Source organism: Methylobacterium sp. CM6257, assembly GCF_054611515.1.
This window is the reverse complement of sequence record NZ_CM137735.1, coordinates 565,117-587,291: the sequence shown is the minus strand read 5'-3', so window position 1 is coordinate 587,291 and position 22,175 is coordinate 565,117. Positions and strand designations below refer to the sequence as shown.

The window sequence follows — 22,175 nt, the reverse complement described above, 5'->3', positions numbered from 1 at the left end:
GGTCCTTCAGGCCGCAAGCTCCGTCGGTTTGATGTTCGCAATCGGCCCGAGGATGGCGTGGTCGAAATCGGCCAATTCCTCGGCTGCCTGAATGCGTCTCGGAAAATCGGGGTTGGCGAGCGCGGCCTTGCCGAGCGCCACGATGTCAGCACCTGCGGCCAGGACCTCCTGCGCCCGCACACGGTCCCGAACGCCGCCATTGGCGATCAGCGAGACATGCGGCGCGTAGCGACGGGCAAGCGAGACGAGGCTGTCTCCTCCGTCCTCGAACGCGGGCTCCCAGGCCGCGTGTTCGGTGACGTGGATGTAGGTGGCCCCGGCCTCGGCGAGGGTGCCGAAAATGGCCTCGGCATCCTGCTCACGGCCTGCCCATTTATGGGTGAAATCGTTGACCTTGCCCTGCGAGATCCGGACCCCAACCGGCACGCTCGGACCGACCTTCGCCCGGACTGCCTCGAGGACGGTGCGCACGAATGTGGTGCGCTGGCGGGTATCGCCGCCCCACCGGTCGCTGCGTCGGTTGGCGTAATCGGTCAGGAACTGGTCGATGAGGTAGCCGTTCGCGCCGTGGATCTCGATGCCGTCGAACCCGGCCGTGACTGCACGTCCGGCCGATGCGGCGAAGCCCTGGACCGCATCGGCGATCTGCTCCTCGGTGATGGCCGCAGGCATCGGGTAGGCGCCCCTGCCGTAGTAGAACTCCATCTGCTGCCCCTTGGGCTGCACGGCCGATGGTCCGACGCTGGTAGCGCGGAAGCGGTTGCCCTGGCGGATCGCACCTGCGTGCATCAACTGCGCGAAGATGCGCGCCCCGTGCCGGTGGGCCGCGTCCACGACCGGCCGCCACGCCTGCGCCTGCGTCTCGTCGGTGATGCCGGGCTGGTGGATGTACCCCTGCGAGAACGCCCGATCTGTGTAGATGCCCTCGGAGATCAGCAGGCCGAAACCGCCACGGGCGAACCGCTCATAGTAGCGCGCCATCGTCTGCGTGGCAGTGCCGTCCTCGGCAGCACTCACGCGCGTCATCGGCGCGACCGCGAGGCGGTTCCTGAACTTCACGCCGTTTATATCGATGCCGGAGAAAAGGTCCTTCGCGTCCGTGCTCATGTTCGGCCTCCACGCCGCCGTCGCGGCTCTGTCGGCAGGCAGGTAGCCGTTGCAGCGGCCTTGCAGTAGCCGAGGTGGACGATAAGGATCTTATCGCCCAGTGTTATGCCGATGAACCTCTCGGACGTGGCCCTGTTCTGCGCGATCGTCGCGACCGGCAGCCTTTCGGCCGCCGGACGGCGGGCGGGTTTGTCACCGATGGCGGTCAGCCGCCGGTTGACGGCACTGGAACAGGAACTCGGGGCGCGGCTACTCCACCGCACCACCCGGTCGGTAGCCCTGACGGCGGATGGTGAGACGTTCCTGCCGCTCGCTCGGACGATGCTGGAGGCGAGAGACGCTGCTACGGCGGCCTTCTCCGAACAGCGCGGAGGATTGAGCGGCGTCCTGCGCGTGACAGCCCCTAATCGGATCGGCCGCGCTGTCGTCGTGCCGCTGGTGGTCCGGCTGATGGCGGAAAACCCGCTGCTACAGGTTGACCTGACCTTCACGGACGGGATCGTCGATATCGTGGCGTCCGGGATCGACGTAGCACTCAGGGTCGCGACCTTGCAGGCTTCGGAACTCGTCGCCGTGCGGCTGGTGGACAACCCGCGCATCCTCTGCGCGGCCCCGAGCTATCTCGCGGCGCATGGGTGCCCTGAACGGTTGAGGGATCTCGACGGACACGCCTGCCTCACGCTCCATGCCATGGATGCGTGGTCCTTCCAGCAGGCGGGGCAACCGATTGCCAAGCGCACCAAGGGGCGGCTTGCTACGAACAGCGTCGATACGGTGCACGCCGCCTGCGTTGCTGGGGCGGGGCTTGCGCTGCTGACCTATTGGGACGTGGCGCAGGAGCTTGCCGATGGCACCCTCGCTGCCGTTACCCTGGCCGACGCCGAGCCGGAGCAACTTGCCATCTGGGCGGTGCTGCCAACCCGCCAGCACATGCCCGCACGAGTGGCTCAGTTCATCCACGCCTTGAAGATCGCGCTGACGACGGCTGGCACTCGGGTTCTCTGAACGATGACGGCTGGTCCAGGGGTCTGATTGTCCGCTTCGTCTGGCGATCCGGACGTTCGTCCGGAGAGCAGCGGCCTTCCGCTGCCCACCCAACTTGCTCCTGCCTTCGGCTCACCGCCAGAAGCGTTCAGCACGGACCTGATGTGGGCCGCGCGGACCCAGAGCCAAGCCCTGCTCCTGCGCGTCTGCTAAGCCGGCGATCAGGCGCGTTGTCTGCTCTGCGCTGGGATAGCGGACGGGCAGGATGAGGATCTCGGCCATCGCGTCCTCAGGCAGCGCGCACGGTGGCGAGGAACCGGCTCATCTCGGACGCGAGCTGCTCGGACTGGCGCGACAGCTCGGAGGCTGCGCCAAGCACTTGGGAGGCGGCCGCCCCCGTCTCCTCGGCCGCACCCGCCACGCCGGCGATGTTGCTGGTCACCTCACCCGTGCCGCACGCCGCCTGGGCGACGTTGCGCACGATCTCCTGTGTGGCCGCACCTTGCTGCTCCACCGCCGCCGCGATGCTCGTCGCCACGCTGCTGATCTCTTGAATCCGCGTGCTGATCGAGCCGATCGCGGTCACCGCCTGACCGGTCGAGCCCTGGATGCGCGCGATCTGGCCTGAGATCTCGCTCGTGGCCTTCGCGGTCTGCTCCGCGAGCGCCTTCACCTCGCTCGCCACCACCGCGAAGCCCTTGCCGGCCGCACCGGCGCGGGCGGCCTCGATGGTGGCGTTGAGCGCCAGCAGGTTGGTCTGACCGGCAATCGTCGAGATCAGCGTCACCACGTCGCCGATCCGCGACACGGCCCCGTTCAGCTCCTGCACGAGCGCGGCCGTCTGGCTGGCCTCATCCACGGCCGTGCGGGCCAGATGCGCCGAGCCAGCCACCTGCCGGCCGATCTCCTGAACCGACGAGCCCAGCTCCTCGGCAGCGGCCGCTACGGTGTTGACGTTCGAGGCGGCCTCCTCGGCGGCCGCGGCCACACTCGTGGATTGGCTGGCCGTCTGGGTGGCCGTGGCGGTCATCTGCTGAGCGGTGGCCTGCAACTCGGTGGCCGAGGAGGAAACCATGCCGACGATGCCGCCAACGGCCGCCTCGAAGCTGTCGGCCATCTGGCGCATGCCGGCCTTGCGCTGCTCCTCGGCTGAGGCGCGGGCGAGCGCCGTCTCCTCCTCCAGCCGACGGGTGCGGATCAGGTTGTCCTTGAAGACCTGAACGGCCGACGCCATCGCGCCGATCTCATCCTGCCGGCCGACACCGGGAACAGCGGTGGTCGCATCACCGGAGGCCAGCAAGCCCATTGCGGACGTCATGCGCTCGACGGGCCGCGCAATGCCGAAGAGGCTGAAGAGAGCTGCGCCGAGAGAGGTGAGCAGGGCGACGCCCATGGCGATATAGGCGGTGCGGGTGGCCGCGTCGGCGCTCGCGATGCTGGCGCTCACCGCAGCCTCGGCGGCCTGCTTGTTGAGGCCTACCCCCCGCTGAAGGGCATCCGCGGCTTCCTTGTTCAACTGCGCGAGTTCGGGCTTGGTCAACACGGCCAAAGCCTCGGCCTTGCGATCGCCCGCCATCGCGTCGAGCACGGGCTGCTGCTCCTGCAGGTACTGCGCCCAGGCGGTTGAGAACTGGCCATAGGCGGCCCTCTCTTCAGCGGAGCTGATCATCGGCTCGTACTCACGCCGGAGCTGCGCGAGGGCATCTGCGGCAGCGGCGAGCGTCTTCGTGTTGGCCGCCAGGTCAGCAGGCGAGTTGGAGGCGACGACGAACCGGTAGAGCTTGACCCGGTAGTCGCGCATGGCGGTGTTGATGCGATTGACGGTGTTGACCGCGGGAAGCCGTATTGCGCCGACATCGCTGACGTTCTGCCGGATCTCGGAAAGATCCCGGATGCTGAGGAGACCCTGACCGGCGGAGATCACGGCCGCAAGCCCGAACAGGCCAGCGAGAGCAGATTTGATCGACAGACGCATGAATGATGCAGCCAAACGACAGAGTACGTCAGCTATGCGTATTCAATATGACTGCTTAATTATCGCTTAATAAGCCGTCTCGACCCTCCATCAGAGAACGATACTGGTTTTAAGCATCTGCAGAAACGATCGGTTCGCAGATAAACATTTCGATAACGTACGCATCCCAATTCCAACGCCGGATGACAAACGCCAAGATAATTCTCAAATCGTACGACGGATTACAAATCTGCCGCTGCGGAGGCGGTTAACGAACCGTTAGGATATCGCGTTGACGGTTGAGGCTTCCGGTGACCGGGGGCAGCGATGGTCGCATCGTACAACAATCGGGTCCGAACCGCCGTTCTCGCTGGGGCGATCGCAACAGAGCTGGCGCGTGCAGCCCATCACGTTGCTGAACAAGGGCAGGTTGCAGCCGCTGAGGCGCTACTCGAACAGGCGCGTCACAACCGCATCCTGGCACTCCGACTGCACGCTGAAGCCGATGCCGAGCAGTACCTGAAGACGATCGGGGTGGCTGGATCAGATGGTCGTTTCGTTTCCTGACCGGCCCAAACCCAGAGCGGCAAGCCCGCATGAGCCGGCGCTGGCTGCTCTCACCCGCGCCATCGAGCGCGCCTGCCCGCCACCGAGCGCCCGCACGCTGCCCGACGAGCTGCGTGTACTGCTCACGTGCTTGAGGCAGTCCAGAAGGAAAGCCACGCGCCCGGCCGCGACATAGGCGAGCTTTGCACGAAGGTGATCACCTTTTGCCTGCGACGAGTGATGCCCAGATCGATCGGCAAACACGCCCTATCTACCGCGTGGGTTGTGGCGCGAGCTGAGCCATACCGTACTCCCAGGCGGCCGGACGGCAGGACGGGCGGAAAGCGACGATGGGGACGCAACGCACCACAGGAGTCCAGTGCTCAGGTTGGCCACCGCTGTGATCCGGAGCGCGATTTGACAACCGACCAGCTTGTGACCGCCCGATCCGTACAGCGGTGATCGCCTTCCTTCTGCATGTCGCCCCAGTCATTCCCTTCTGCGCCGCCTCCAATACATAGTCCTCGGAGATTTCCGCCACTGCGGACGATGTTTGCGGCAGATTTTGTTGCGATCAGGCCCTCTTTGCTCACCGCAAAGTCGCCCCGGAACCCGAAAAATCTATCCGGGGCTGGCCTGCCCCGACTCGGATCAGAAACAATCCTTACCTCGAACGGTGGATGACAGCTCGCTCCGCTGGATGGTAGATTGCTTAAAGTCCGGCTTTGATGCAGAGACACCGGATCCACCCGGTGAACGGGGTGCCGATTGGACGCTCGTAGGTCCGTTGAGGTGAGCTTCACGGAGGTCTGCGCCGCGACGCGACGGGCTTCTGAGGACGCGCACCTCGTCTTCGCCGATCAGTGCCTTGCTGCGGTCCTTCTGCCGGCCGAGCGGGGCTGGTTCCTGCAGGCTGGCTTCGGTCCCTGCGATCACGAAGCCATGGTATTCGACACGCTCTCGTCCGCAGCCGATTGGGTGCGGGAGTGCTTCGCCGCAGCAGCCTCTGCCATCGGTTCCGGGCCGCTTAACAGGGTCGGCCCGCCAGCCAGGGCTTAGGGCAGCGCCGCTAGGCGCGAGACGAGCACCACAAGCTCAGCTTGGCGATGCGTGTGCGTCTTCTCGAACGCGGATTTGAGCTGGGTCCGCACCGTCGCGACACTGAGATGTAGCATCTCTGCTATCTCGGTCAGCGTCTTGCCGCTGACCAAGAGCAGCGTCAGCCGCGCCTCGGCGCGCGTGAGGCCGAAGATCTGCTCCAGGCAGGCTGTGCTGGGCAGCGGTGTCGCATCAAGGTCGATCAGCAGCAGAACCGAGTGCGGGCCGTCGTCGCTCAGCACGGGCACCGGCACGCAGTTCATGATCAGCGGCCGCTGACCGCTGCGCTCGATCAGGATCCAATTCTCGTTATCAAGGCTGATGCGAGATCGGCCGCGACCGAGCAGCTGCTTGATGACTTCGCGTCCAGAGCCATTCAGGGCGGCGACTGCAGCCTCGTCCAGCTCGAACATCCGCTGCAGGGTGAGCCGGGCGCTGATGTTTGTCGCCAGGATATGGCCGGTGGTGGACAGGATGATGCCGCCGCATCCCATACGGTCGAACACGCGCAACAGGGGCATGCCCACCAGCATGGTTGATAGCCTTCGCCACTCCCACCCAAACCTCAAGCGAGGCACTTTAGATTAGTTACAATCGATGAACGGCATCGTCGCATCCCCCAAATAGGGTAAGTATCGTTCGAGGGATGCTCCGAGCAGGGAAACTGGCAGTTCCGCAGGGACGGAACCCGGATGTGGGCGGCACGCCGTCGTAGACCCCGATCGACCTCGACGCGGTGGTTCATCGCCGAGTTTGGTGGATCACGCTGCGAGGAGGAAGCGGCCGCGCAGGTGGTCGAGCTTGGCCTGGGTGGGACGGCAGGTGCACTGGCCATTGCGAGCGAGCAAATTTGGGAACCGCTCGGCGGGGGCCGGACGGGGCGAGGCATTTCAGTCACGGAGGTGCCCCGCTGATGCCGACGGTGTTCCTCGACTGCGACGGAGTCTTGGCCGACTTCGACGCGGGCGCTGCCCGGGTCCTCGGGATGCGGCCGGATGCGTTCGAGAGACGCTTCGGCCTGAAGCGCTTCTGGAGCATCCTGGCCTCCACCCCAGACTTTTTCGACAGCCTCGACCTTCTGCCGGACGCAGCGGAACTCTACGAGGCGGTCCACCACCTCAACCCCGTGATCCTGACCGGGCTGCCGCGCGGCGACTGGGCCGAGCCGCAGAAGCGCCGCTGGTCAGCCCGGCACTTCCCGGGTGTCGAGGTGATCACGACGACAGCAGCCTTGAAGCGCGAGCATTGCCGCCCCGGCGATGCTCTGGTGGATGATCGTGACAAGTACCGGTCCCTTTGGGAGAACGCCGGGGGCATGTTCATTCACCATAGGAGTGCATCCGCCTCGATCCGGCACTTGCGCGAGCACGGCTTCCACTGAGGCTCAGATACGAGCAGGCCTAAGATGGATAAGTACGAGATCACGGTCGACCCAGCCTCGGCTCGCGATCACGTGGTCGGTCTCGACCGCCTTGCACTCGACCTGCCGACCAAGCGTCCGCGTGACGTGAAAGGTCCCGGCGTCGGGACGATTGGTCGCTCCCGCGCTTCGAAGGACGGGTGCATGGACGCCTCGATCATCATTGGCCTCACCAGCAATCTCGCCAGCCCCCGAGAGCGCCGAGTCTGACTAAACCGAGTGCTCACGTTAGCCTACATTATAAATCCACTCATGTTACAGTAACGATCTCAATTCAATTCCAGAACAAAGATCAATTTGTGTTGCAGAAAGTGGTAAGATCTAGATCTATTCTGTTTAAATTGCAATATTTATAAGATCTTGGGCTACAATGTCTCGTAAGAATGAGCGAAAGAGTGATCCGGCTTTTTGCGAAGCTGTCGAAGGCGTGCGTACCGCGGTAAGCGTCCTGCCCGGCCTCGAGACCAAGGATCGTGAGGCGGAGCTGATCACCACGTTCGCGCTTACGAGGCTCGCCCGGGCGGGCGGCCTCGCCGATCCGAGGGTGAGCCGCTTGGCCAACTTCGCTCCCGATCTACGGGCAGGTGACGACGTACAGACCCGAGACCGGAAAGGTGTAAGGGCCGCACCGGGCAAGCCTGACAGAGAGGGCAGTCGAACTCGAACTCCGCCGTGCTAAGCTGTGGCCTTACTGCGGTCGCAAGATCCCAGTCTCACGCGGGGAGCTCGCTCAGCTCATCCGGCGGCCTCCATGTCGTCGAAAAAACGCACGATGGCAGGCACCACAAGGAATCTCATTCGCGCGCCGTGGATCAGGGCGAAATGACCGCACCCTGGAACGAGGAAGTGTCGGCGCAGATGCTCCGGGAGGCCGGTGCAGAGCGCATGCGCCGCAGAGGTCTGGCCAGGGCCGGCAATATCGTCGTTCTCGCCCTCGATAGTCATCAACCCGGTGCGGCGGATTTCAGCCGGCAGGATAGGTTCGCCTCCGCTCAGGTGGAAGCCGCGCCACAGACCCTTCTCGATAAAAACCTGGCGTACGATGTCGCGGACAAGCTCCGCCGGCAGGTTCATAAACTGCGATACGAGGGACCAGAACGGGAAGCCCAGCGGATCCTCACCGTCGTCGTTCACGAGCTTCCAGAATATTTCGCCCGATAACCAATGCCGGGCCAGGTAGCTCGAGAAGGTGCCCAATTGCGCTGCGCCAGGGTAGATTCGGCGGCCCGCGCCAGGCGCCCCGTCGGGGACAGTTTCCATGGCGGCTTCCTGAATACGTGATGCCGTAGGGGAGCGGCAGGCGAGGACAACGCGTGTTGGATTTGCCAGAGGGTCGACAGGGCCGGCGACGAGGGTTAGCGAGCAGGGTGCAGCTTTGCCACCCCGGGCGGAAAGCAGGGCTGTCGCAGCGAGGGCCGGAATGACGCCTTGGCACACGCCAACGACATGCAGATTGGGGCCGAGCCCTCGAATCACGTCGACCACGTAGGCGATGTTGTCGGAGAGGTCGAAAGAACCGCAACAGACCGGAATGTACCAGGGATCCCGCCAGTCGGTTACGGCGACGGTTGCATGGCGCAGAAGTGCGATCACGAGATCGCGCAGCAGTATCGGATAAGCACCCGCAAGTGGGGCGATCAGGAGAACGCGCCGTTCTCTTACTTCGCCGGCGAACTCCGTGATGACGCCGAAGTCGCGGGCAATAACGTCGCGCTGTACAATCGGCACGCTGCGCCCACCAAGGCTTGAAGCAGCGATACCGAGCGGGTGCCGCCCGGGCCAGCTGGCCGGCAGCTCCCGAACGGGGCGGCCCGACATGACGATCTCAACCTCGCTTCTCGCGTCCGATCGGGACATGCCCGGCCAGGGACGTCATTGAGGCAGAGCAAACAGCGGTAGCGGACCGGATCGTCCAGAATACCTGCTTCTCGCCGGGGAGAACTAGTTCCCCAGAAGGATCCGACGCGCAACTGCTTGCGGGGTCCCATTCGCGGAGGTACCGGCCGATCACCCCAGCCACGCATTCGAGAGCGACGCGCCGGGCCGGTCACGTGGTTTCACCTGCCGGAGATGCAGCCGGCCAGCGGCGAGTGCGGCCCCGGGTAATGGCGGGGTCGGTAGTTCCGAAAGGCTGACCAGACCTTGATGGAGTAGGGGTGCGGGACGTCGTCGGCCATCGGCACGCTATGCCAGGCCACACCGGATGACGCCACAGCTGAGGCGGCGTCATCATTCTCTGGGTAGGCCTGCTACGCTTTAGACCGCCTTCAGGTTGGCGGCACTCTCCTTGCCGCTGCGCCGGTCAGCCTCGACGTCGTAGGAGATCTTCTGCCCTTCGATGAGGTTGCGCATTCCGGCGCGCTCCACGGCCGAGATGTGCACGAACACGTCCTTGCCGCCGTCGTCGGGCTGGATGAAGCCGTAGCCCTTGGTCTCGTTGAACCACTTCACTGTACCGGTAGCCATGTGGAGATGCCCTGGTCGTCTCTGGCCCACCAACGTGGAGGCCGTGAGCGCTGAACGGCCCGGTCCAGAGGCCTGTTCCAGGGCCGCCTGCAATCAGCGCGCGGTTCCGGCCCTTGCCGTCAGCGCCGATGCCGAGGGATGCCACCGACTAAAGATCCCTCGGGGTGGAAAACAGATATTGGGTGGTTCTCCGAAAGCGAACCAACCCGATAGCACCCGTGTCGGCCGTTCAGGGCGCCGCCCCATGCCATGTGGGTGATGTCCGCGGAGGACGGGCTTATGGAGCCTGCCGGGGCGGCTTGACGAGCTTGGCCAGACTGCGCACCAACTCCGCTTCCGTGAACGGTTTCTCCAACCGCGGCCGGTGGCGATAGACGTAGGCATCCGCCAGCTTCACGCCACCTGTGGCGAACAGGTACGGCACGCCCAGAACGCACAGCTTGTCGGCGACTCGGTACACGTTGTCCCCGTCGCCGAGGTTGGCGTCGCGCACCGCCGCATCGGGTCGGCGACCCTCGATCAGGTCGAGCGCTCGGTCCACACCCGGCACAGGTCCGAGCACCTCAGCACCGGCCGCCTGCAGCCAGCGCTTCACCTCCATGGCGATGAGGTACTCGTCCTCGACCACCAAGATGCAGCAGCCAGCGAGGGGATGCGCATGGTCGGACACCGGCTCTCCGGAGCAGGCCGTGTCGGAACGCCTCACGATAAACGCCCCCCGCAAGCCTTGCGTTCACGCATATCAGGAGCCCGGCATCTCGATCCGGCAGCGCACGCCGCCTCGGTCAAGCGTTTAGTCGACCTCGGCCTGCAGCGCGTAGGCCAGTGCCTCTTGGATCAACTCCGTCCCGTAGCCACGGCGTGGGATGAACTCCGGATCGATCGCGAGAGCGTCCTCGATCCAGAACAGCTGCTCACCGGGCCTCTGAGTGGTCGACGTCGAGGATCTCTGCGGCTGCGGTGCGCACCCGTTGGGCAAAGCTCGCCCGCTTTCGTTCGATCTCCCGCAAGAGTGTATCCCGGCGCTGATCTGCCAGAGAGGCCAACCGGTCGATGCGCTCGCCGGCGGGCAGGCTCAGAAGGAAACCCTGTGCCATGATGTCTGCCCCCGTGAGACCACGTTCCTGAAGCAATCTGTCGACGCGGCCCTTCTCGATCTTTCTTCCGGTCACCCAGCCGCCCGCGAGGACACCGGGTTCGAACCCGGGGCCATATGCACATCGACGCTTTCCACATTTTGGAGAGCCGGTCGGATCCAATCCTCAACAGCCTTCAACCGAGCTTGCACTAGAGCTGTTCCCGGTCAGGTAGCGACGGCCAAGTCGTTCTCGTAGCCGGCTGCGGCGAGGTAGTTGCGGCACTCTTGCGGCGTGAAACGGGTGAAGGCCTGCCGGATCGCCGCCCACAGATCCGGGATCGTGCGGGCTGCCGCGCTGCGCAACAGCGCCTTCAGCTTTGCGAAGGCCTGTTCAATCGGGTTGAAATCAGGGCTGTAGGACGGAAGGTAGAGCAGCCGCGCTCCTGCGGCCTCGATCGCATCCTGCACGCCGGCGACCTTGTGGGCTGGCAGATTGTCCATGACGACGATGTCGCCCGGCTGCAGCACCGGGACCAAGGTGTCGGTGACATAGCTGCAAAAGCGCGTGCCGTTCGTGGGGCCGTCCAGCAGCGCGGTGGCACACAGCCCGCTCGTGCGCAGGGCGGCGGTGATGGTCGTGGTTTTGTAATGGCCCAGTGGGGCTGCGAGCCGGCAGCGCTCGCCGCGTGGGGCCCAGCCGGAGCGCCGCGCCATGTTGGTGGCCGCCGCTGTCTCGTCCAGGAACACCAGCCGGTCCGGATCGAGCTCGGGCTGTGCCTCAAACCACGCCTCGCGGGCCGCTCTTACGTCTTCACGCTCCTGCTCAGCTGCGAACGTCGCCCCCTTTTCCAGGTGATCGCGTGTCGCTGGAAGAAGCGCGACAGGCCGCTTGTGCTGGTCTGGACGCCCTGCTCAGCCAGTCGGTCGCGCAACTCGCGCAGGAAGAGACGCGGCTCCTGCTCGGAGGTCGCCAGGATCAGTGCGGCATGCGCCTCGATGCGCTGCGAGGTGTGATCGCCGCCCATCGGCTTGGGCGCGACATGGCCCTCTTGGTGCGAGCGCTGCGACCAGCGGCTGGCGCTCGACACGCTGACCCCAAAGCGAGCTGCGGCTCGGTGGCACGAGGCCCCTGCCGCCACGGCAGCCACGACACGCTCGCGTAAGTCGACCGACAGAGGTGAAGGCATCGGCATGCTCCTTCACCCGTCAACGCGCCAGCCGCTAACCCGTCGCAATCCGCCCGGGACCGGCTCTAGGATCTGTCCGCGCCAGCGGCGCAGCCGTTTGGCCTCCCAGACGAGATCCACGACGTCCTTGACCCAGATCGCCTCGATCACGTCAGCGGGTTTGACCTGCTGGATGATGCTGCGCAGGAGCGCATCGTACTGCTCCCCGTTCTCGTCCGGGAGAAGTGGACGGTCGCCGCATAGGAAGCTGAGATGAACCGGGATCGTCGGAAGGATCTCGCCTGAAGCGGCCCCATCCTCGCGGGCGCCGTGAGCCCGCCCCGATTTGGCCGTCGGTCGGTTCGCCCTATGGTTCGTCGTTCCTGCCCTGCTCTCCTTGTCGGAAGGTCCAGGCTGGGCACAAAGCTGGTTCGCGGGCGCCTTGGCCGGATCCACTGAGAATGGCTTTGGTTTGAGCCTCCACGCCCTCCCCTGCCCCGCTCCCGACTCGACATCGACGAGCGGACGAGCACGGGTTTCGCGAAAGACGACCGTGCCGTTGACCTTTCGCTTGAGAGCGCCCACCCGCGAGCCGGGCAGCGGACGAGCGGTGGCAACAGCAGCCCTCAGATGACGGATCTTCCGCCGTTTGGCCTCGGCAGTGCGGGCGTGATCGTCCCGCGTCTTCTCCCGACCGCACGCTTCGTGCGCCGGTCCCATGTTCTCGAGGTCATCGGCTCCGCCGAGTTCGAGGGCGCGGATGTGCTCGACGATCCAGCGCTCGCGCACGCCGTCGATGCGCTGACCGCAGATGACACAGGTGCCGCCCGTCCGCTCCCAGGCTTGGAGGCGCCGCCGCCCCGACAAGGATTGCCGGCGGGTCGTGCCCACGTCCTCACGAGCGACGTAGGGCATCGGGGCGCTCATTCCGAGGAGTCGGTCGGTCAGCAAGCGCCTTGAGCGCCCGGTGGGTCAGGTGCTCCCAGTCGCACAGGAGCTGCTCATAGCGCTCGATCAACGCCCTGAGCTCCGGATCCTCCTCGCGGGCCACGAGCTTCACCTGGAGGCTCAACGACGCCACTGTCGGGTATGCGGGATCAGCCGCGCGCTTGCGCGGGCTCTTCTGGGGCATAGTCCGCCTCTCCGCTTAGGTCGGGATGAGAAGATCGTTCAGGGCGATACGCCCCTGCCGCCGCGGGCCGTCGTGTCAGCGCGAGGCCGGGATCAAGCTGGCAGCCGTGCCCGGCAGACACAGGGCGCTTGGGCTGGGCCGTGAGCGCGCCACAGGGATCTGCGCTGGTGAGGCTTCAATGCCTTGCAACGCCCTCCCCTCGGCTTCCGCTGTCCTCACCCCCGAAAGATTGCTGCGGCGCACCGGTTCCTGCGCTCGCTCGGAGCGATCCTGCTCACGTAGCGTCGCCGACAGGCGCGCAGCTTTGGCAGCCTGCCACGTTCCGGTCAGAGCCGCAGAGATGCAGAGGCTCCAAGCTTCGCCAGTGACGGCACGGCGAGCCTTCGCGGCCGCGGTGGCTGTGCACATGATAGCTCGGCGATCATAAACGCCAGCGTTGACCAAAGGACAGCTGCGCATCATGGCGCTCGCACGCTGGGCAGCGAGCTTCGCAAACGCTCGCTGCCGGCAGCGGCCTTTCCGCTCCTCTGGAGGCAACTGGATGCGATCTGCACGGATGTCGCGTAAGGCAGCAGACCAGGAGATCGAGCGAGAGCGGGTCATTACGTCTATCGCTTTCATATCGAATGATAGTTTTCATATCATGTGATCGGCGCGTGCGCAACATGGCATCTACTGGCAGTGTGATGCTCACAGGAGCACAGGTCCGGGCGGCCCGTGCCCTACTTCGCTGGAGCGCAGATGAGCTGGCTGATTTATCTCGACTAGGGGTCGCCACGATCAGAAGAGCCGAGGCTAATGATGGGCCTGTCGCATCTACGCCGGCGAATGTTCAGGCAATCGTCAATGCCTTCGAAAAGGCTGGTGTTGAATTGATCCCCGAAAATGGTGGAGGAGCTGGCGTTCGCTTCCGTGAAAGGCGGGACGTCGGCCAGAACACCTCAGATCCACGCTGATCCGGCGCTGCGCACTCAGCGGCTCCATGTGCCTCACCGAAGCCGCCGGTCTGAGCGAGATCCAGCAAGGCAGTAAGAGGCGGATCCCGACATAGGCCAGCCCATCAGTCACTGGAATCAAGGTCCAAGGTAAACTCATCGGATCGTCACCGATGTGCGATAGTCTGGCTTCCTCAGCTCACCACACCAGGCAGGACCCATGATGACCGGCGACCACATGGGGTTGGACATGGAGGTGAGCCGCCGCAGGCTGCTGATCGCTGCAGGCCTCGCGCCCGGTCTCCTCGTGTCGTCGGGCATCGATGGCGCGCCCAGCAGCCAGGCCTCCGCGCTGCCGGGAGCGCCGTCAGGGCAGGCAGGAATGCCGGCGATTTCGGGGCTGCATTTGCAGTTCGGCGGCGACGCTGCGAGCGAGGTCACCGTGTCGTGGCACACATTGCTGCCGGTCGTCAGGCCATGCGTCTTGCTCGGCCGCCTGGACGGCCGGCTCGAGCAGACCGCCGAGGCCGCGCCGAGCCAATACGTCGACGGCAAGTCGGGGCGAACCGTTCACGCCTACCACGCGAAGCTCGGGAGACTGAAGCCCGATACCGCTTATATGTACGCCGCCGTGCACGATGGCGCCGATCCAGAGTTCGGGACCTTCCGGACCGCGCCGCGCGGGCGCGCGGCCTTCACGTTCACCAGCTTCGGCGACCAGGGGACGCCGACGATGGGTCGGCAGATCGACGTGCCGGCGGGGTCCTCGCTGCGGGCGCCGCTGTTCGTCAACGACAACCTCGGCTCGCCAGCGGCGGGCGACACGGCGCTTGGCGTCGAGCGGCTGCGACCGCTGTTCCACCTCTTCAACGGCGACCTGTGCTACGCCAACCTCGCACACGACCGCGTCCGGACGTGGTGGGATTTCTGGGAGAACAACACCCGCAGCGCCCGCAACCGGCCCTGGATGCCTTCGCCTGGAAATCATGAGAACGAGCTTGGCAATGGGCTGATCGGTTACAAGGCCTACCAGACCTTCTTCGCCGTGCCGCCAGCGACGGGGCAGACCGATGTCACGCGCGGGCTCTGGTACGCCTTCACGGCGGGATCCGTCCGCGTGATCAGTATCGCCAACGACGACGTCGCATACCAGGACGCAGGCGATTCCTACGTCCGAGGTTACTCGGCGGGCGCTCAGAAGACGTGGCTGGCGGGCGAGCTGGCCGCCACGCGGGCCGATCGCGACATCGACTGGATCGTCGTTTGCATGCACCAGGCTGCGATCTCCACGGCCGACAAGTCCAACGGCGCGGACCTCGGCATTCGCGAGGAATGGGTGCCGCTGTTCGACAAGTATAACGTTGATCTCGTGGTCTGCGGGCACGAGCACCACTACGAGCGGTCGCACCCGATTAGGGGGCAAGAAGCCAACCAGACACTGACCCCCAAGCCGCAGGCGTCCGCCATTGATGTGATCGACACCACGAGAGGCACGGTCCACATGGTGATCGGCGGCGGGGGAACGTCGGCGCCAACGAACGAGCGATTCTTCGACCCGCCGCGGTGCGAAGTGACAGTCTCGGTCGGCGCGCCCGACCCGACAACGGGCCGGCGGCCATCGGTCTGCGTCACGGAGGACGCACACTGGTCAGCGGTGCGCAATACCGCCCACCCCTACGGCTTCGCGGCATTCAGGGTCGATCCGGGAGCGGGCCCTGGCGCCGAGACCACCATGAGGGTCACCTATTACGACGTCGTTGGCCTTGGCGGCGAGCTGGCCCCCTTCGAGACGTTCACGCTGCGGCGCCCACGGCGAGATTGAAATCTCCCGAAACACGCGACCACCTGCTCACGCCGTGTATCACCAATCCCGGCTCGTGCGGCTCGCGGGACGTACGGCGGCAGGAGTATAGCAAACTTCGTTTTGGAGCCGCAGACGTGCCTTTGCCGTCCCGCTTTCACGAATTGTTCGCGATAGGAAGTACGAAGCAGTGGGCCAGCAGCTGTAATTACCCCGGCCTGTGATGATGGTGTTCAGGCGCCGACGGTCTTGAGGACGGTGGCGAACGGGCTGGCGCCGCTCAGGCGCGCGGTGCCGACGACGGTGCGGATATCAGCTTCGCCGGAAGCCGCCCACATAGCGCGATAGCCGTTGGTCATCTTTCGCCGGATGACAGATGGACGCAGGAGTCGCTCGGAGCCATTACTCGACGCACCGTTCGAGGACGGCGCTACTTCGGCGATCGCGTCCTGAGAGCCCGCGGCCGCAAAACGGGGGCCTGGCTCTCATGGGTGACCGGGGCTCATCTCGGCTTTGATCAGCTACTCGCGGATGTCCGGTAGAAATTGGTCTTGAAACCGGTAGATATCCGGCGCCAAATGCCTCTTTTCCGAAAGCGGACTCTTGGCTACCTTTCGGAACCGGCGCGTTCGTTCGGCTTTCAAGCGAGTGAGGCGCAAATGGACGACAACATACCTGTTTCGGTAGCCGAGAAGAGCGATTTTATCGAGATAACGGCCGACATTGTCGCGGCCTACGTTGCGAACAACTCTGCGGCGGCCGCTGAACTGCCGGCGCCCCTTTCTGGCGTCCACGCTGCGATTGCTGGGTTGGGCGGCCCCTCTGCTCCAGCCGAACCCGACGTGCAGAAGCCGACACCCGCGCAGATCCGCAAGTCCATCACGCCGGACGCGCTGATCAGCTTCATCGGCGGTAAGCCTTACAAGACTCTCAAACGGCACCTGACCGGCCACGGCATGACCATCGAGGAATACCGCGCCCGCTACGGCCTGCCGCGGGACTACCCATCCACGGCCGCCAGCTACTCGGCGATGCGCGCCGAGTTCGCCCGGAGCAATGGGCTCGGCCGGCAGCGTCGGAAAGTGGCTGCGAAGGCGGCCCAGGCCGCGGAGGCTGTCACTGAGGCCCCCAACAAGGCCCGCAGCCGGAAGAAGGCGGCGGTGCCGGCTGCGAAGCCGACCAAGTCCGGCAAATCGAAGAAGGCTGCGGCGGCCGCGTTGCGTCGAGCCGTCGCGAGGCGGCCCCGGTTGCTCAAGCGGTCCGGGGCCATTCCGCATCCGCGGGCAGCCGCCATGCCGCGGTGGTAGCACGTCAAACACCCGAGCTTCGCGCCGGCCAGCCCCGAGTGGACAGTGCCTCGCTCGTGCTGGGCGCCGTGAGAGGGCCTGAGCGTCCCCCTTCCGTCGACGGGCGTCTATACGTCAGCGGCGCCCAGGCGCAGACGGCGGGGTACCGCTTAGAAGGCCTGGGTCCTCGCTTCGGATCCACACGCTGTTGCTGCCGGAGCCCCGAGCGCCGCTGTTGGGCGGCCTACCCAGTGCAAAGATTAACATCTTCCCCGCCGTGAACGGCGGGGATTTTCGGAGACCGTGAGGTCCCGTCCAGTTGACGCTTCGACGGGCTGCCGATGCACACCCTCCACGTCCAGCAACGGTGTGTTCCACCGCCGTTCGATGTTGATCGCTGCGTTGGTATCGGCGTGATCGGTGTGGCCGCAGCTGATGCAGGTGAAGCGCGCTTGGCTCTCGCGGCTTCTCGCATCGACCACACCGCACGCCGCACAGGTCTGCGACGTGAACCGCGCGGGGACAGTCACGATCTGACCGCCGCGCTCCTCCATCTTGTAGGTCAGGATCGTCGCGAAGAGGTGCCAGCCCGCGTTGAGGATCGCCCGGTTGAGCCCGGCCTTCTGCCGGACGTTGCGGCCGGGCTCAGCCACCGTGCCCCGCGCGCTGGCAGTCATGCCACGCGTGTTCAGGTCTTCGATCACCGCCACGCCGAAGCGCTTGGCGATGTCGAGCGCGGCGCGGTGGTGGAAGTCGCGTCGGATGCGCGCCTGCCGCGCTTGAAGCCGGGCGAGGCGGGCCTGCGCCCGCCGTCGGCGGTTCGATTCGCGCTTGCGTCGGGCGAGGATGCGCTGTGCCTTGCGCTTGCGGGCCTCGATCTGCTCCAGGCTCCCCGGCATGGTCAGCATGTCGCCCGTAGACAAGGCCAGCGTTGTGGCGACGCTCCGATCAATCCCGACCACCCCGGAGCTTGGCGCGGGTGCTTCGTGCTCGATCTCGCAGGTGAAGGCGGCGTGCCAGCCGAGCGCATCGAGGCTGACGGTGACGTTCTTCACGACACCTCGGATCGATCGGCTGTCGCGGAACTTCACCCAGCCGATCTTGGGCAGGCGCACGGCCGACCAGTTCGCGTTGAGCCGCTGCACCGCGACTTCGCGACCAGCGAAGCGGAAGCTATCGTCAACACCGCGATGGCGATAGCCGCCTTGGTATGCGGCTCCAGCAGTAAAGGACTCAGCCCAAATGCTTACTGTTTCGAGGAATACTGGGTTGGCACCTATTTCGAATTCTGGTTGTATCCGCGCTGTGGCACCTACAGGAACTTCGAAAGGTAATTACCCAGGCCTGTGATGGCTGGGCTCAGGCGCCGACGGTTTTGAGGATGGCGCCGAAGGGACTGCTGCCTGTGAGGCGCGCGGTGTCGACGACGGTGCGAATGGCGGCCTCGCCCTCGGCCGCCCACATGGCCCGGTAGCCGTTGGTGACCTTCCGCTGCACGACAGCCGGACGCAGCAGCCGCTCGGAGCCGTTGTTCGTCGGCTCGACCTTTCCGGGATAGGCGAGGAAGACCAGGAGCTGATCGCGGGCGCGGCTGATCTTGGCCTGTAGGTCGCGGCTCAGATCACAGCGGCTCGACGTGGCGAGGATGGCACCCAGTTGCCGATCCAGGCTGCGGCGCTTGGCCGAGAGCGTCGCGGCGGCCAAGTCGGTGACGCGCCCGGCCAGGGCGAACACGCGCTGCAGCCAGAGTTGCAGACGCCAGGGCACGGGATCGTCGCTGGCCTCGACGACATAGGCGACGTCGCGTGCCAGATGCGCCAGGCAGGTCTGGTGCTCATCCGCATGGCCTTGCTGGGCGGTGTAGCGGTCGGAGATCCACACCGCGGGCCGATGCCCGTCCATCATCTCGTGCACCACGACAGCGCCGCGCGTCGGCGAGGCCGCGTGCACCACGGCTTGCGCCGAGTGGAACAGCCAGTGGTAAGCGTTCGAGCCCTCGATCCGCACGCCGGTCTCGTCGCAGGCGACAACCTCGGCCTTGCGCAGGGCGGCGATGGCAGTGTCACGACCGGCACGGAAGCGGCCTTGCGCGCGGCGGAGCAGGTTCATCAGACCGCCCTGGCTCAGCGTCAGACCGAACAGGTCGGAGAGCGCCGCCTGCAGCCGTTCGTAGGAGAGCGCCTGGAAGGTCTTCAGGTACGTCGCCACCGCGTGCAGCCGCGGACCGAACGGGGTGCCGCGCGCCGCCTCCGGCACCGGTGCGACGACCCGCTCTCCGCAGCTCGGACAACAAACGGCGAGGCGCTGGTGCTGCGTCACGATCGGCGCCACCGCGGGCAGCTCGATTTGCTCAGAGACGCTGACGATCTCTGCCGGAAGAGCGGCATGCAGGCTGCCGCCGCAGCGCGTGCAAGCCTCGGGACGATGCTCGACGAGCGTATCGGGATCGTCGCTCAACGCCCGGCTGTGACCCTCGTGACCGGGCTTGGCGCCGCCGGGCTTGGACTGCGCGCGCTGCTCCTTGCGATCGGTCGCGGGCGGCTTGGACGAGGTGCGCGAGGTCTTCTCTGGCCGCTGCAGCCGCAGCACCTGTCAGTGGGCGTTGAATACTCCCTGATTGTGGGGACCGAAAATTCCCTGGTTGGTGCCCTGGCCTGAGTGCGCGGCGGGCACCCCGCGTCCCCGGGCTTATCCATCCTCCGCCATCATGCCCGCCGATGCGTATCGGCCGGGAGCGACGAGGATGGTCCTGCTGGGAGAACTCCTCATGATCCTCGACCTGCACCGCCAGGGTCTGTCGATCACCGCCATCGCCCGCCGGACCGGGCGCGATCCAAAGACCGTCCGCAAGTACATCGCGCGCGGCCTCGAACCGCCCGCCTACGGTCCACGCCAAGCCGGACGCCCGAGCAAGCTCGCCCCCTACCTCGTCTATCTGCGCGAGCGCGTCGCCGCCTTTCCTGATCTCAGCGCCGTGCGCCTGACCCGCGAGCTGCGGGAGCGCGGCTATACGGGGGACTACACCGCCGTAAAGCGGTTCGTGGCCGCGATCCGGCCGCCCGAGGCCCAGCCCTACGAGGTTCGCTTCGAGACGCCCGCCGGCCAGCAGGCGCAGGTCGACTTCGCCCGCTTCGAGGTCTCCTTCACGGACACACCGGGCGCGACCTGCATCGTCTGGCTGTTCTCGCTCGTGCTCGGCCATTCCCGGCATATCGAGGCACGCTTTGTCCTGCATCAGGACCTGCAGACCCTGCTGCGCTGTCACATCCAGGCGTTTGCCGCGATGGGCGGCGTGCCGATCGAGATCCTCTACGACCGCATGAAGACCGCGGTCACCGGCGAGGAAGCGGACGGCCACATCGTCTACAACCGATCCCTGCTGGCGCTGGCCAAACACTACGGCTTCCTGCCGCGTGCCTGCCGCCCCTACAGGGCCAAAACCAAGGGTAAGGTCGAGCGGCCGTTCTCCTACATCCGCCAGGACTTCTTCCTGGCCCGCTCATTCCGCAACCTTGACGACCTGAACCTCCAGCTCAAGGTCTGGCTCGACACCGTCGCCAACGTTCGCCTGCACGGCACCACGCAGCGGATCGTCTCGGAGGCCTTCGCCGCCGAGAAGCCCGAGTTGCAGCCGCTGCCGGCCGTGCCCTTCAATGCCCTGCTCAAGCTGGAACGGCGCGTCAGCCATGACGGCCTCGTCTCGATCGGCGGCAACTACTACAGCGTGCCGGACCGGACGCGGCGGGTCGTCGAGGTGCACCAGCTGCCCGACACGATCCGTATCCTCGACGGCGGCCGGCTCGTGGCGAGCCACCCGATCCTGGAGGGCCGGCGACAGTACCGCGTCGATCCCGACCATCGACAAGGCGCGGCCGCTCGGGCCATGCGGCACGGCCATCCCGACAGCCTGACGATCGGTTGCCGGGGCGATCACGTCGCCCGGCGCTCGCTGTCGGTCTACCAGGCCGTCGGCGAGCGGCTCGCCGCCGGGATCGAGGGCCGGTCATGACCCGCGCCGCCCCCTCCCATGCCACCACGACCCTGGACAGCATCAAGCGCAGCTTGGTCGGCCTGCGCATGCCGCGCGCCCTGGAAGTCCTCGACGCCGCGATCCGGCGCATCGAACAGGGTGAGATCGACGGCATCTCTGCCCTCGACGAGATCCTGACCGAAGAACTGACGTTGCGCGAGAACCGCCGGGTGAAGACCGCCCTGCTCGTGGCACGCCTGACCACGATCAAGACGCTGTCGGGCTTCGACTTCGCTTTCCAGCCCTCCCTCGACCGGGAGCGGATCATGGCGCTGGCGGAACTGACCTTCATCGATCGGGCCGAGGTCGTCCATCTCCTCGGCCCGCCCGGCACCGGCAAGAGCCATCTCGCCACGGCGCTTGCCGTCGAGGCGGTAAAGGCCGGGCGCAGCGTCGTGTTCTCGACGCTGGCTGATCTGATCGCTTCGCTGGCCAAAGCTGAGCGCGACGGCGCGTTGCGCGAGCGGATCCGCTACCTCAGTCGGGCCTCCCTCTTGGTGGTGGACGAGATCGGGTACCTTCCCGTCGTTCCGGGTGGGGGCAACCTGTTCTTCCAGCTCGTCAACGCGCGCTACGAGAAGGGCGCGATGATCCTGACCTCGAACCGCGGCTTTGCCGAATGGGGAGAGGTATTTGGCGATCCCGTGGTGGCCACGGCTCTGCTGGACCGCCTGCTTCATCACGCCGTCGTCGTTCAGATCGAAGGAGCGAGCTACCGGCTGCGCCAGCATGGCGAACTTGTGCCCGAGCACGTCCGCTCGAAGGCACTCATCACCCCACCGCCCCCTCCACGCCGCCGTGGCCGGCCACCAAAGAGCGCGACCCTCGATCACAGCGCCGGCTGATCACCGTCGACCACCAAACCCGCCGATCAGGGAATTTTCGATGCCCATAATTGCGGAGACTTCGGTGCCCGTTGACAGCACCAACTCGATCAGCTCCTCGCGGCTCAGCCGTTCCAGTTCGCTGCGGCCCATCTCACGAGAGAATCAGCGAAATTGGCTCCCGGCAAGAGGCAAGCTCGTCCCGGCAAGCGGCGCAGCCGCGGGCGTTCAACCGCCGACCAATCCACCCCGTGGGTAATTACTTCGAAAGAGTGCGAGGGACGAGGCGCCCCAGCCGTTTCGCTTCCGGCTTACAGTCGGCCGCTGCGGGCGCCATGCTCGGAGCCC

General features: G+C 65.8%; 21 protein-coding genes and 2 pseudogenes. 8 read left to right on the top strand and 15 right to left on the bottom strand.

Features of this window, described 5'->3' with window-relative positions:
* Window positions 1–6: 6 nt before the first annotated feature.
* On the bottom strand, window positions 7–1,107 hold the full coding sequence (locus ACYCO6_RS02880; RefSeq protein ID WP_459769096.1) for an oxidoreductase: 1,101 nt from the start codon (window positions 1,105–1,107) through the stop codon (window positions 7–9).
* A gap of 111 nt (window positions 1,108–1,218) precedes the next feature.
* On the opposite strand from ACYCO6_RS02880, the gene ACYCO6_RS02875 reads away from it, so the two are divergent.
* Complete coding sequence (locus ACYCO6_RS02875) at window positions 1,219–2,112, top strand: LysR family transcriptional regulator (protein ID WP_459769093.1); 894 nt, start codon at window positions 1,219–1,221, stop codon at window positions 2,110–2,112.
* Between the two features lie 111 nt (window positions 2,113–2,223).
* Here ACYCO6_RS02875 and ACYCO6_RS02870 read toward each other — a convergent pair whose 3' ends face one another.
* Both ACYCO6_RS02870 and ACYCO6_RS02865 read right to left on the bottom strand, forming a co-directional pair.
* Window positions 2,224–2,373: a hypothetical protein gene (locus ACYCO6_RS02870; protein ID WP_459769092.1), complete on the bottom strand. Its 150-nt coding sequence runs from the start codon at window positions 2,371–2,373 to the stop codon at window positions 2,224–2,226.
* A gap of 7 nt (window positions 2,374–2,380) precedes the next feature.
* Window positions 2,381–4,066 (bottom strand): methyl-accepting chemotaxis protein, encoded by a 1,686-nt coding sequence (locus ACYCO6_RS02865; RefSeq protein ID WP_459769090.1) that lies wholly within the window; start codon window positions 4,064–4,066, stop codon window positions 2,381–2,383.
* Between the two features lie 306 nt (window positions 4,067–4,372).
* On the opposite strand from ACYCO6_RS02865, the gene ACYCO6_RS02860 reads away from it, so the two are divergent.
* Window positions 4,373–4,612 carry a hypothetical protein gene (locus ACYCO6_RS02860; RefSeq protein WP_459769088.1) on the top strand — a complete coding sequence of 80 codons (240 nt, stop codon included), beginning with the start codon at window positions 4,373–4,375 and terminating at the stop codon, window positions 4,610–4,612.
* Between the two features lie 1,034 nt (window positions 4,613–5,646).
* Here ACYCO6_RS02860 and ACYCO6_RS02855 read toward each other — a convergent pair.
* Window positions 5,647–6,222 (bottom strand): helix-turn-helix transcriptional regulator, encoded by a 576-nt coding sequence (locus tag ACYCO6_RS02855; RefSeq protein WP_459769086.1) that lies wholly within the window; start codon window positions 6,220–6,222, stop codon window positions 5,647–5,649.
* Between the two features lie 380 nt (window positions 6,223–6,602).
* Between ACYCO6_RS02855 and ACYCO6_RS02850 the strand changes: the two genes are divergently transcribed.
* Both ACYCO6_RS02850 and ACYCO6_RS02845 read left to right on the top strand, forming a co-directional pair.
* On the top strand, window positions 6,603–7,070 hold the full coding sequence (locus ACYCO6_RS02850; RefSeq protein ID WP_459769084.1) for a 5' nucleotidase, NT5C type: 468 nt from the start codon (window positions 6,603–6,605) through the stop codon (window positions 7,068–7,070).
* Window positions 7,071–7,094: 24 nt separating this feature from the next.
* Entirely contained in the window at window positions 7,095–7,319 is a 225-nt protein-coding gene (locus tag ACYCO6_RS02845; protein WP_459769082.1) for a hypothetical protein, read from the top strand.
* 525 nt (window positions 7,320–7,844) lie between these two features.
* Here ACYCO6_RS02845 and ACYCO6_RS02840 read toward each other — a convergent pair.
* From ACYCO6_RS02840 to ACYCO6_RS02810, 7 genes are all read right to left on the bottom strand, one after another.
* Complete coding sequence (locus ACYCO6_RS02840; RefSeq protein ID WP_459769080.1) at window positions 7,845–8,927, bottom strand: polyhydroxyalkanoate depolymerase; 1,083 nt, start codon at window positions 8,925–8,927, stop codon at window positions 7,845–7,847.
* Window positions 8,928–9,365: 438 nt separating this feature from the next.
* Entirely contained in the window at window positions 9,366–9,575 is a 210-nt protein-coding gene (locus ACYCO6_RS02835; protein WP_459769078.1) for a cold-shock protein, read from the bottom strand.
* A gap of 277 nt (window positions 9,576–9,852) precedes the next feature.
* Window positions 9,853–10,245: a response regulator gene (locus ACYCO6_RS02830; protein WP_459769076.1), complete on the bottom strand. Its 393-nt coding sequence runs from the start codon at window positions 10,243–10,245 to the stop codon at window positions 9,853–9,855.
* A gap of 244 nt (window positions 10,246–10,489) precedes the next feature.
* Window positions 10,490–10,672, bottom strand: a complete 183-nt coding sequence (locus tag ACYCO6_RS02825; protein WP_459769074.1) for a hypothetical protein — start codon at window positions 10,670–10,672, stop codon at window positions 10,490–10,492.
* Window positions 10,673–10,878: 206 nt separating this feature from the next.
* Window positions 10,879–11,840 (bottom strand): IS630 family transposase gene (locus tag ACYCO6_RS02820; RefSeq protein WP_459764350.1). Its coding sequence is split into 2 segments (ribosomal slippage): window positions 10,879–11,501 and window positions 11,501–11,840, totalling 963 coding nucleotides; the frame shifts between segments, so codons are not numbered across the junction.
* A 12-nt stretch (window positions 11,841–11,852) separates the two neighbouring features.
* Window positions 11,853–12,734, bottom strand: a complete 882-nt coding sequence (locus tag ACYCO6_RS02815; RefSeq protein ID WP_459769072.1) for an HNH endonuclease — start codon at window positions 12,732–12,734, stop codon at window positions 11,853–11,855.
* Entirely contained in the window at window positions 12,715–12,951 is a 237-nt protein-coding gene (locus ACYCO6_RS02810; RefSeq protein WP_459769070.1) for a hypothetical protein, read from the bottom strand. The genes ACYCO6_RS02815 and ACYCO6_RS02810 overlap by 20 nt, the downstream gene beginning before the upstream one ends.
* Before the next feature lie 1,155 nt (window positions 12,952–14,106).
* Here ACYCO6_RS02810 and ACYCO6_RS02805 point away from each other — a divergent pair.
* Window positions 14,107–15,708, top strand: a complete 1,602-nt coding sequence (locus tag ACYCO6_RS02805; protein WP_459769068.1) for a purple acid phosphatase family protein — start codon at window positions 14,107–14,109, stop codon at window positions 15,706–15,708.
* Window positions 15,709–15,920: 212 nt separating this feature from the next.
* Here ACYCO6_RS02805 and ACYCO6_RS02800 read toward each other — a convergent pair.
* A pseudogene (locus tag ACYCO6_RS02800) lies at window positions 15,921–16,091 on the bottom strand (IS66 family transposase); the annotation flags it as partial.
* A gap of 255 nt (window positions 16,092–16,346) precedes the next feature.
* Between ACYCO6_RS02800 and ACYCO6_RS02795 the strand changes: the two are divergent.
* Window positions 16,347–16,856: pseudogene (locus ACYCO6_RS02795) on the top strand (Ros/MucR family transcriptional regulator); the annotation flags it as partial.
* A 377-nt stretch (window positions 16,857–17,233) separates the two neighbouring features.
* On the opposite strand, the gene ACYCO6_RS02790 reads toward ACYCO6_RS02795, so the two are convergent.
* Together ACYCO6_RS02790 and tnpC are read right to left on the bottom strand one after the other, a co-directional pair.
* Window positions 17,234–18,118, bottom strand: a complete 885-nt coding sequence (locus ACYCO6_RS02790) for an RNA-guided endonuclease InsQ/TnpB family protein (protein WP_459769067.1) — start codon at window positions 18,116–18,118, stop codon at window positions 17,234–17,236.
* Window positions 18,119–18,332: 214 nt separating this feature from the next.
* Window positions 18,333–19,562 (bottom strand): IS66 family transposase, encoded by a 1,230-nt coding sequence (gene tnpC, locus ACYCO6_RS02785; RefSeq protein WP_459769065.1) that lies wholly within the window; start codon window positions 19,560–19,562, stop codon window positions 18,333–18,335.
* A 154-nt stretch (window positions 19,563–19,716) separates the two neighbouring features.
* Here tnpC and istA point away from each other — a divergent pair, with 154 nt between their 5' ends.
* Entirely contained in the window at window positions 19,717–20,982 is a 1,266-nt protein-coding gene (gene istA / locus ACYCO6_RS02780) for an IS21 family transposase (protein ID WP_459761958.1), read from the top strand.
* A complete protein-coding gene (istB, locus tag ACYCO6_RS02775; protein WP_459761956.1) occupies window positions 20,979–21,848 on the top strand; it encodes an IS21-like element helper ATPase IstB in 870 nt (289 codons plus the stop codon). Before istA ends, istB begins: the two co-directional genes overlap by 4 nt.
* Here istB and ACYCO6_RS02770 read toward each other — a convergent pair whose 3' ends face one another.
* Entirely contained in the window at window positions 21,849–21,980 is a 132-nt protein-coding gene (locus ACYCO6_RS02770) for a hypothetical protein (RefSeq protein WP_459769063.1), read from the bottom strand.
* Window positions 21,981–22,175 lie beyond the last annotated feature (195 nt).

Excerpts from the sequence above, each read along its gene's own strand:
- ACYCO6_RS02880 (WP_459769096.1), bottom strand. The coding sequence starts at position 1,107 with ATGAGCACGGACGCGAAGGACCTTTTCTCCGGCATCGATATAAACGGC.
- ACYCO6_RS02875 (WP_459769093.1), top strand. The coding sequence starts at position 1,219 with ATGAACCTCTCGGACGTGGCCCTGTTCTGCGCGATCGTCGCGACCGGC.
- ACYCO6_RS02870 (WP_459769092.1), bottom strand. The coding sequence starts at position 2,373 with ATGGCCGAGATCCTCATCCTGCCCGTCCGCTATCCCAGCGCAGAGCAG.
- ACYCO6_RS02865 (WP_459769090.1), bottom strand. The coding sequence starts at position 4,066 with ATGCGTCTGTCGATCAAATCTGCTCTCGCTGGCCTGTTCGGGCTTGCG.
- ACYCO6_RS02860 (WP_459769088.1), top strand. The coding sequence starts at position 4,373 with ATGGTCGCATCGTACAACAATCGGGTCCGAACCGCCGTTCTCGCTGGG.
- ACYCO6_RS02855 (WP_459769086.1), bottom strand. The coding sequence starts at position 6,222 with ATGCTGGTGGGCATGCCCCTGTTGCGCGTGTTCGACCGTATGGGATGC.
- ACYCO6_RS02850 (WP_459769084.1), top strand. The coding sequence starts at position 6,603 with ATGCCGACGGTGTTCCTCGACTGCGACGGAGTCTTGGCCGACTTCGAC.
- ACYCO6_RS02845 (WP_459769082.1), top strand. The coding sequence starts at position 7,095 with ATGGATAAGTACGAGATCACGGTCGACCCAGCCTCGGCTCGCGATCAC.
- ACYCO6_RS02840 (WP_459769080.1), bottom strand. The coding sequence starts at position 8,927 with ATGTCGGGCCGCCCCGTTCGGGAGCTGCCGGCCAGCTGGCCCGGGCGG.
- ACYCO6_RS02835 (WP_459769078.1), bottom strand. The coding sequence starts at position 9,575 with ATGGCTACCGGTACAGTGAAGTGGTTCAACGAGACCAAGGGCTACGGC.
- ACYCO6_RS02825 (WP_459769074.1), bottom strand. The coding sequence starts at position 10,672 with ATGGCACAGGGTTTCCTTCTGAGCCTGCCCGCCGGCGAGCGCATCGAC.
- ACYCO6_RS02815 (WP_459769072.1), bottom strand. The coding sequence starts at position 12,734 with ATGCCCTACGTCGCTCGTGAGGACGTGGGCACGACCCGCCGGCAATCC.
- ACYCO6_RS02810 (WP_459769070.1), bottom strand. The coding sequence starts at position 12,951 with ATGCCCCAGAAGAGCCCGCGCAAGCGCGCGGCTGATCCCGCATACCCG.
- ACYCO6_RS02805 (WP_459769068.1), top strand. The coding sequence starts at position 14,107 with ATGATGACCGGCGACCACATGGGGTTGGACATGGAGGTGAGCCGCCGC.
- istA (WP_459761958.1), top strand. The coding sequence starts at position 19,717 with ATGGTCCTGCTGGGAGAACTCCTCATGATCCTCGACCTGCACCGCCAG.
- istB (WP_459761956.1), top strand. The coding sequence starts at position 20,979 with ATGACCCGCGCCGCCCCCTCCCATGCCACCACGACCCTGGACAGCATC.
- ACYCO6_RS02770 (WP_459769063.1), bottom strand. The coding sequence starts at position 21,980 with ATGGGCCGCAGCGAACTGGAACGGCTGAGCCGCGAGGAGCTGATCGAG.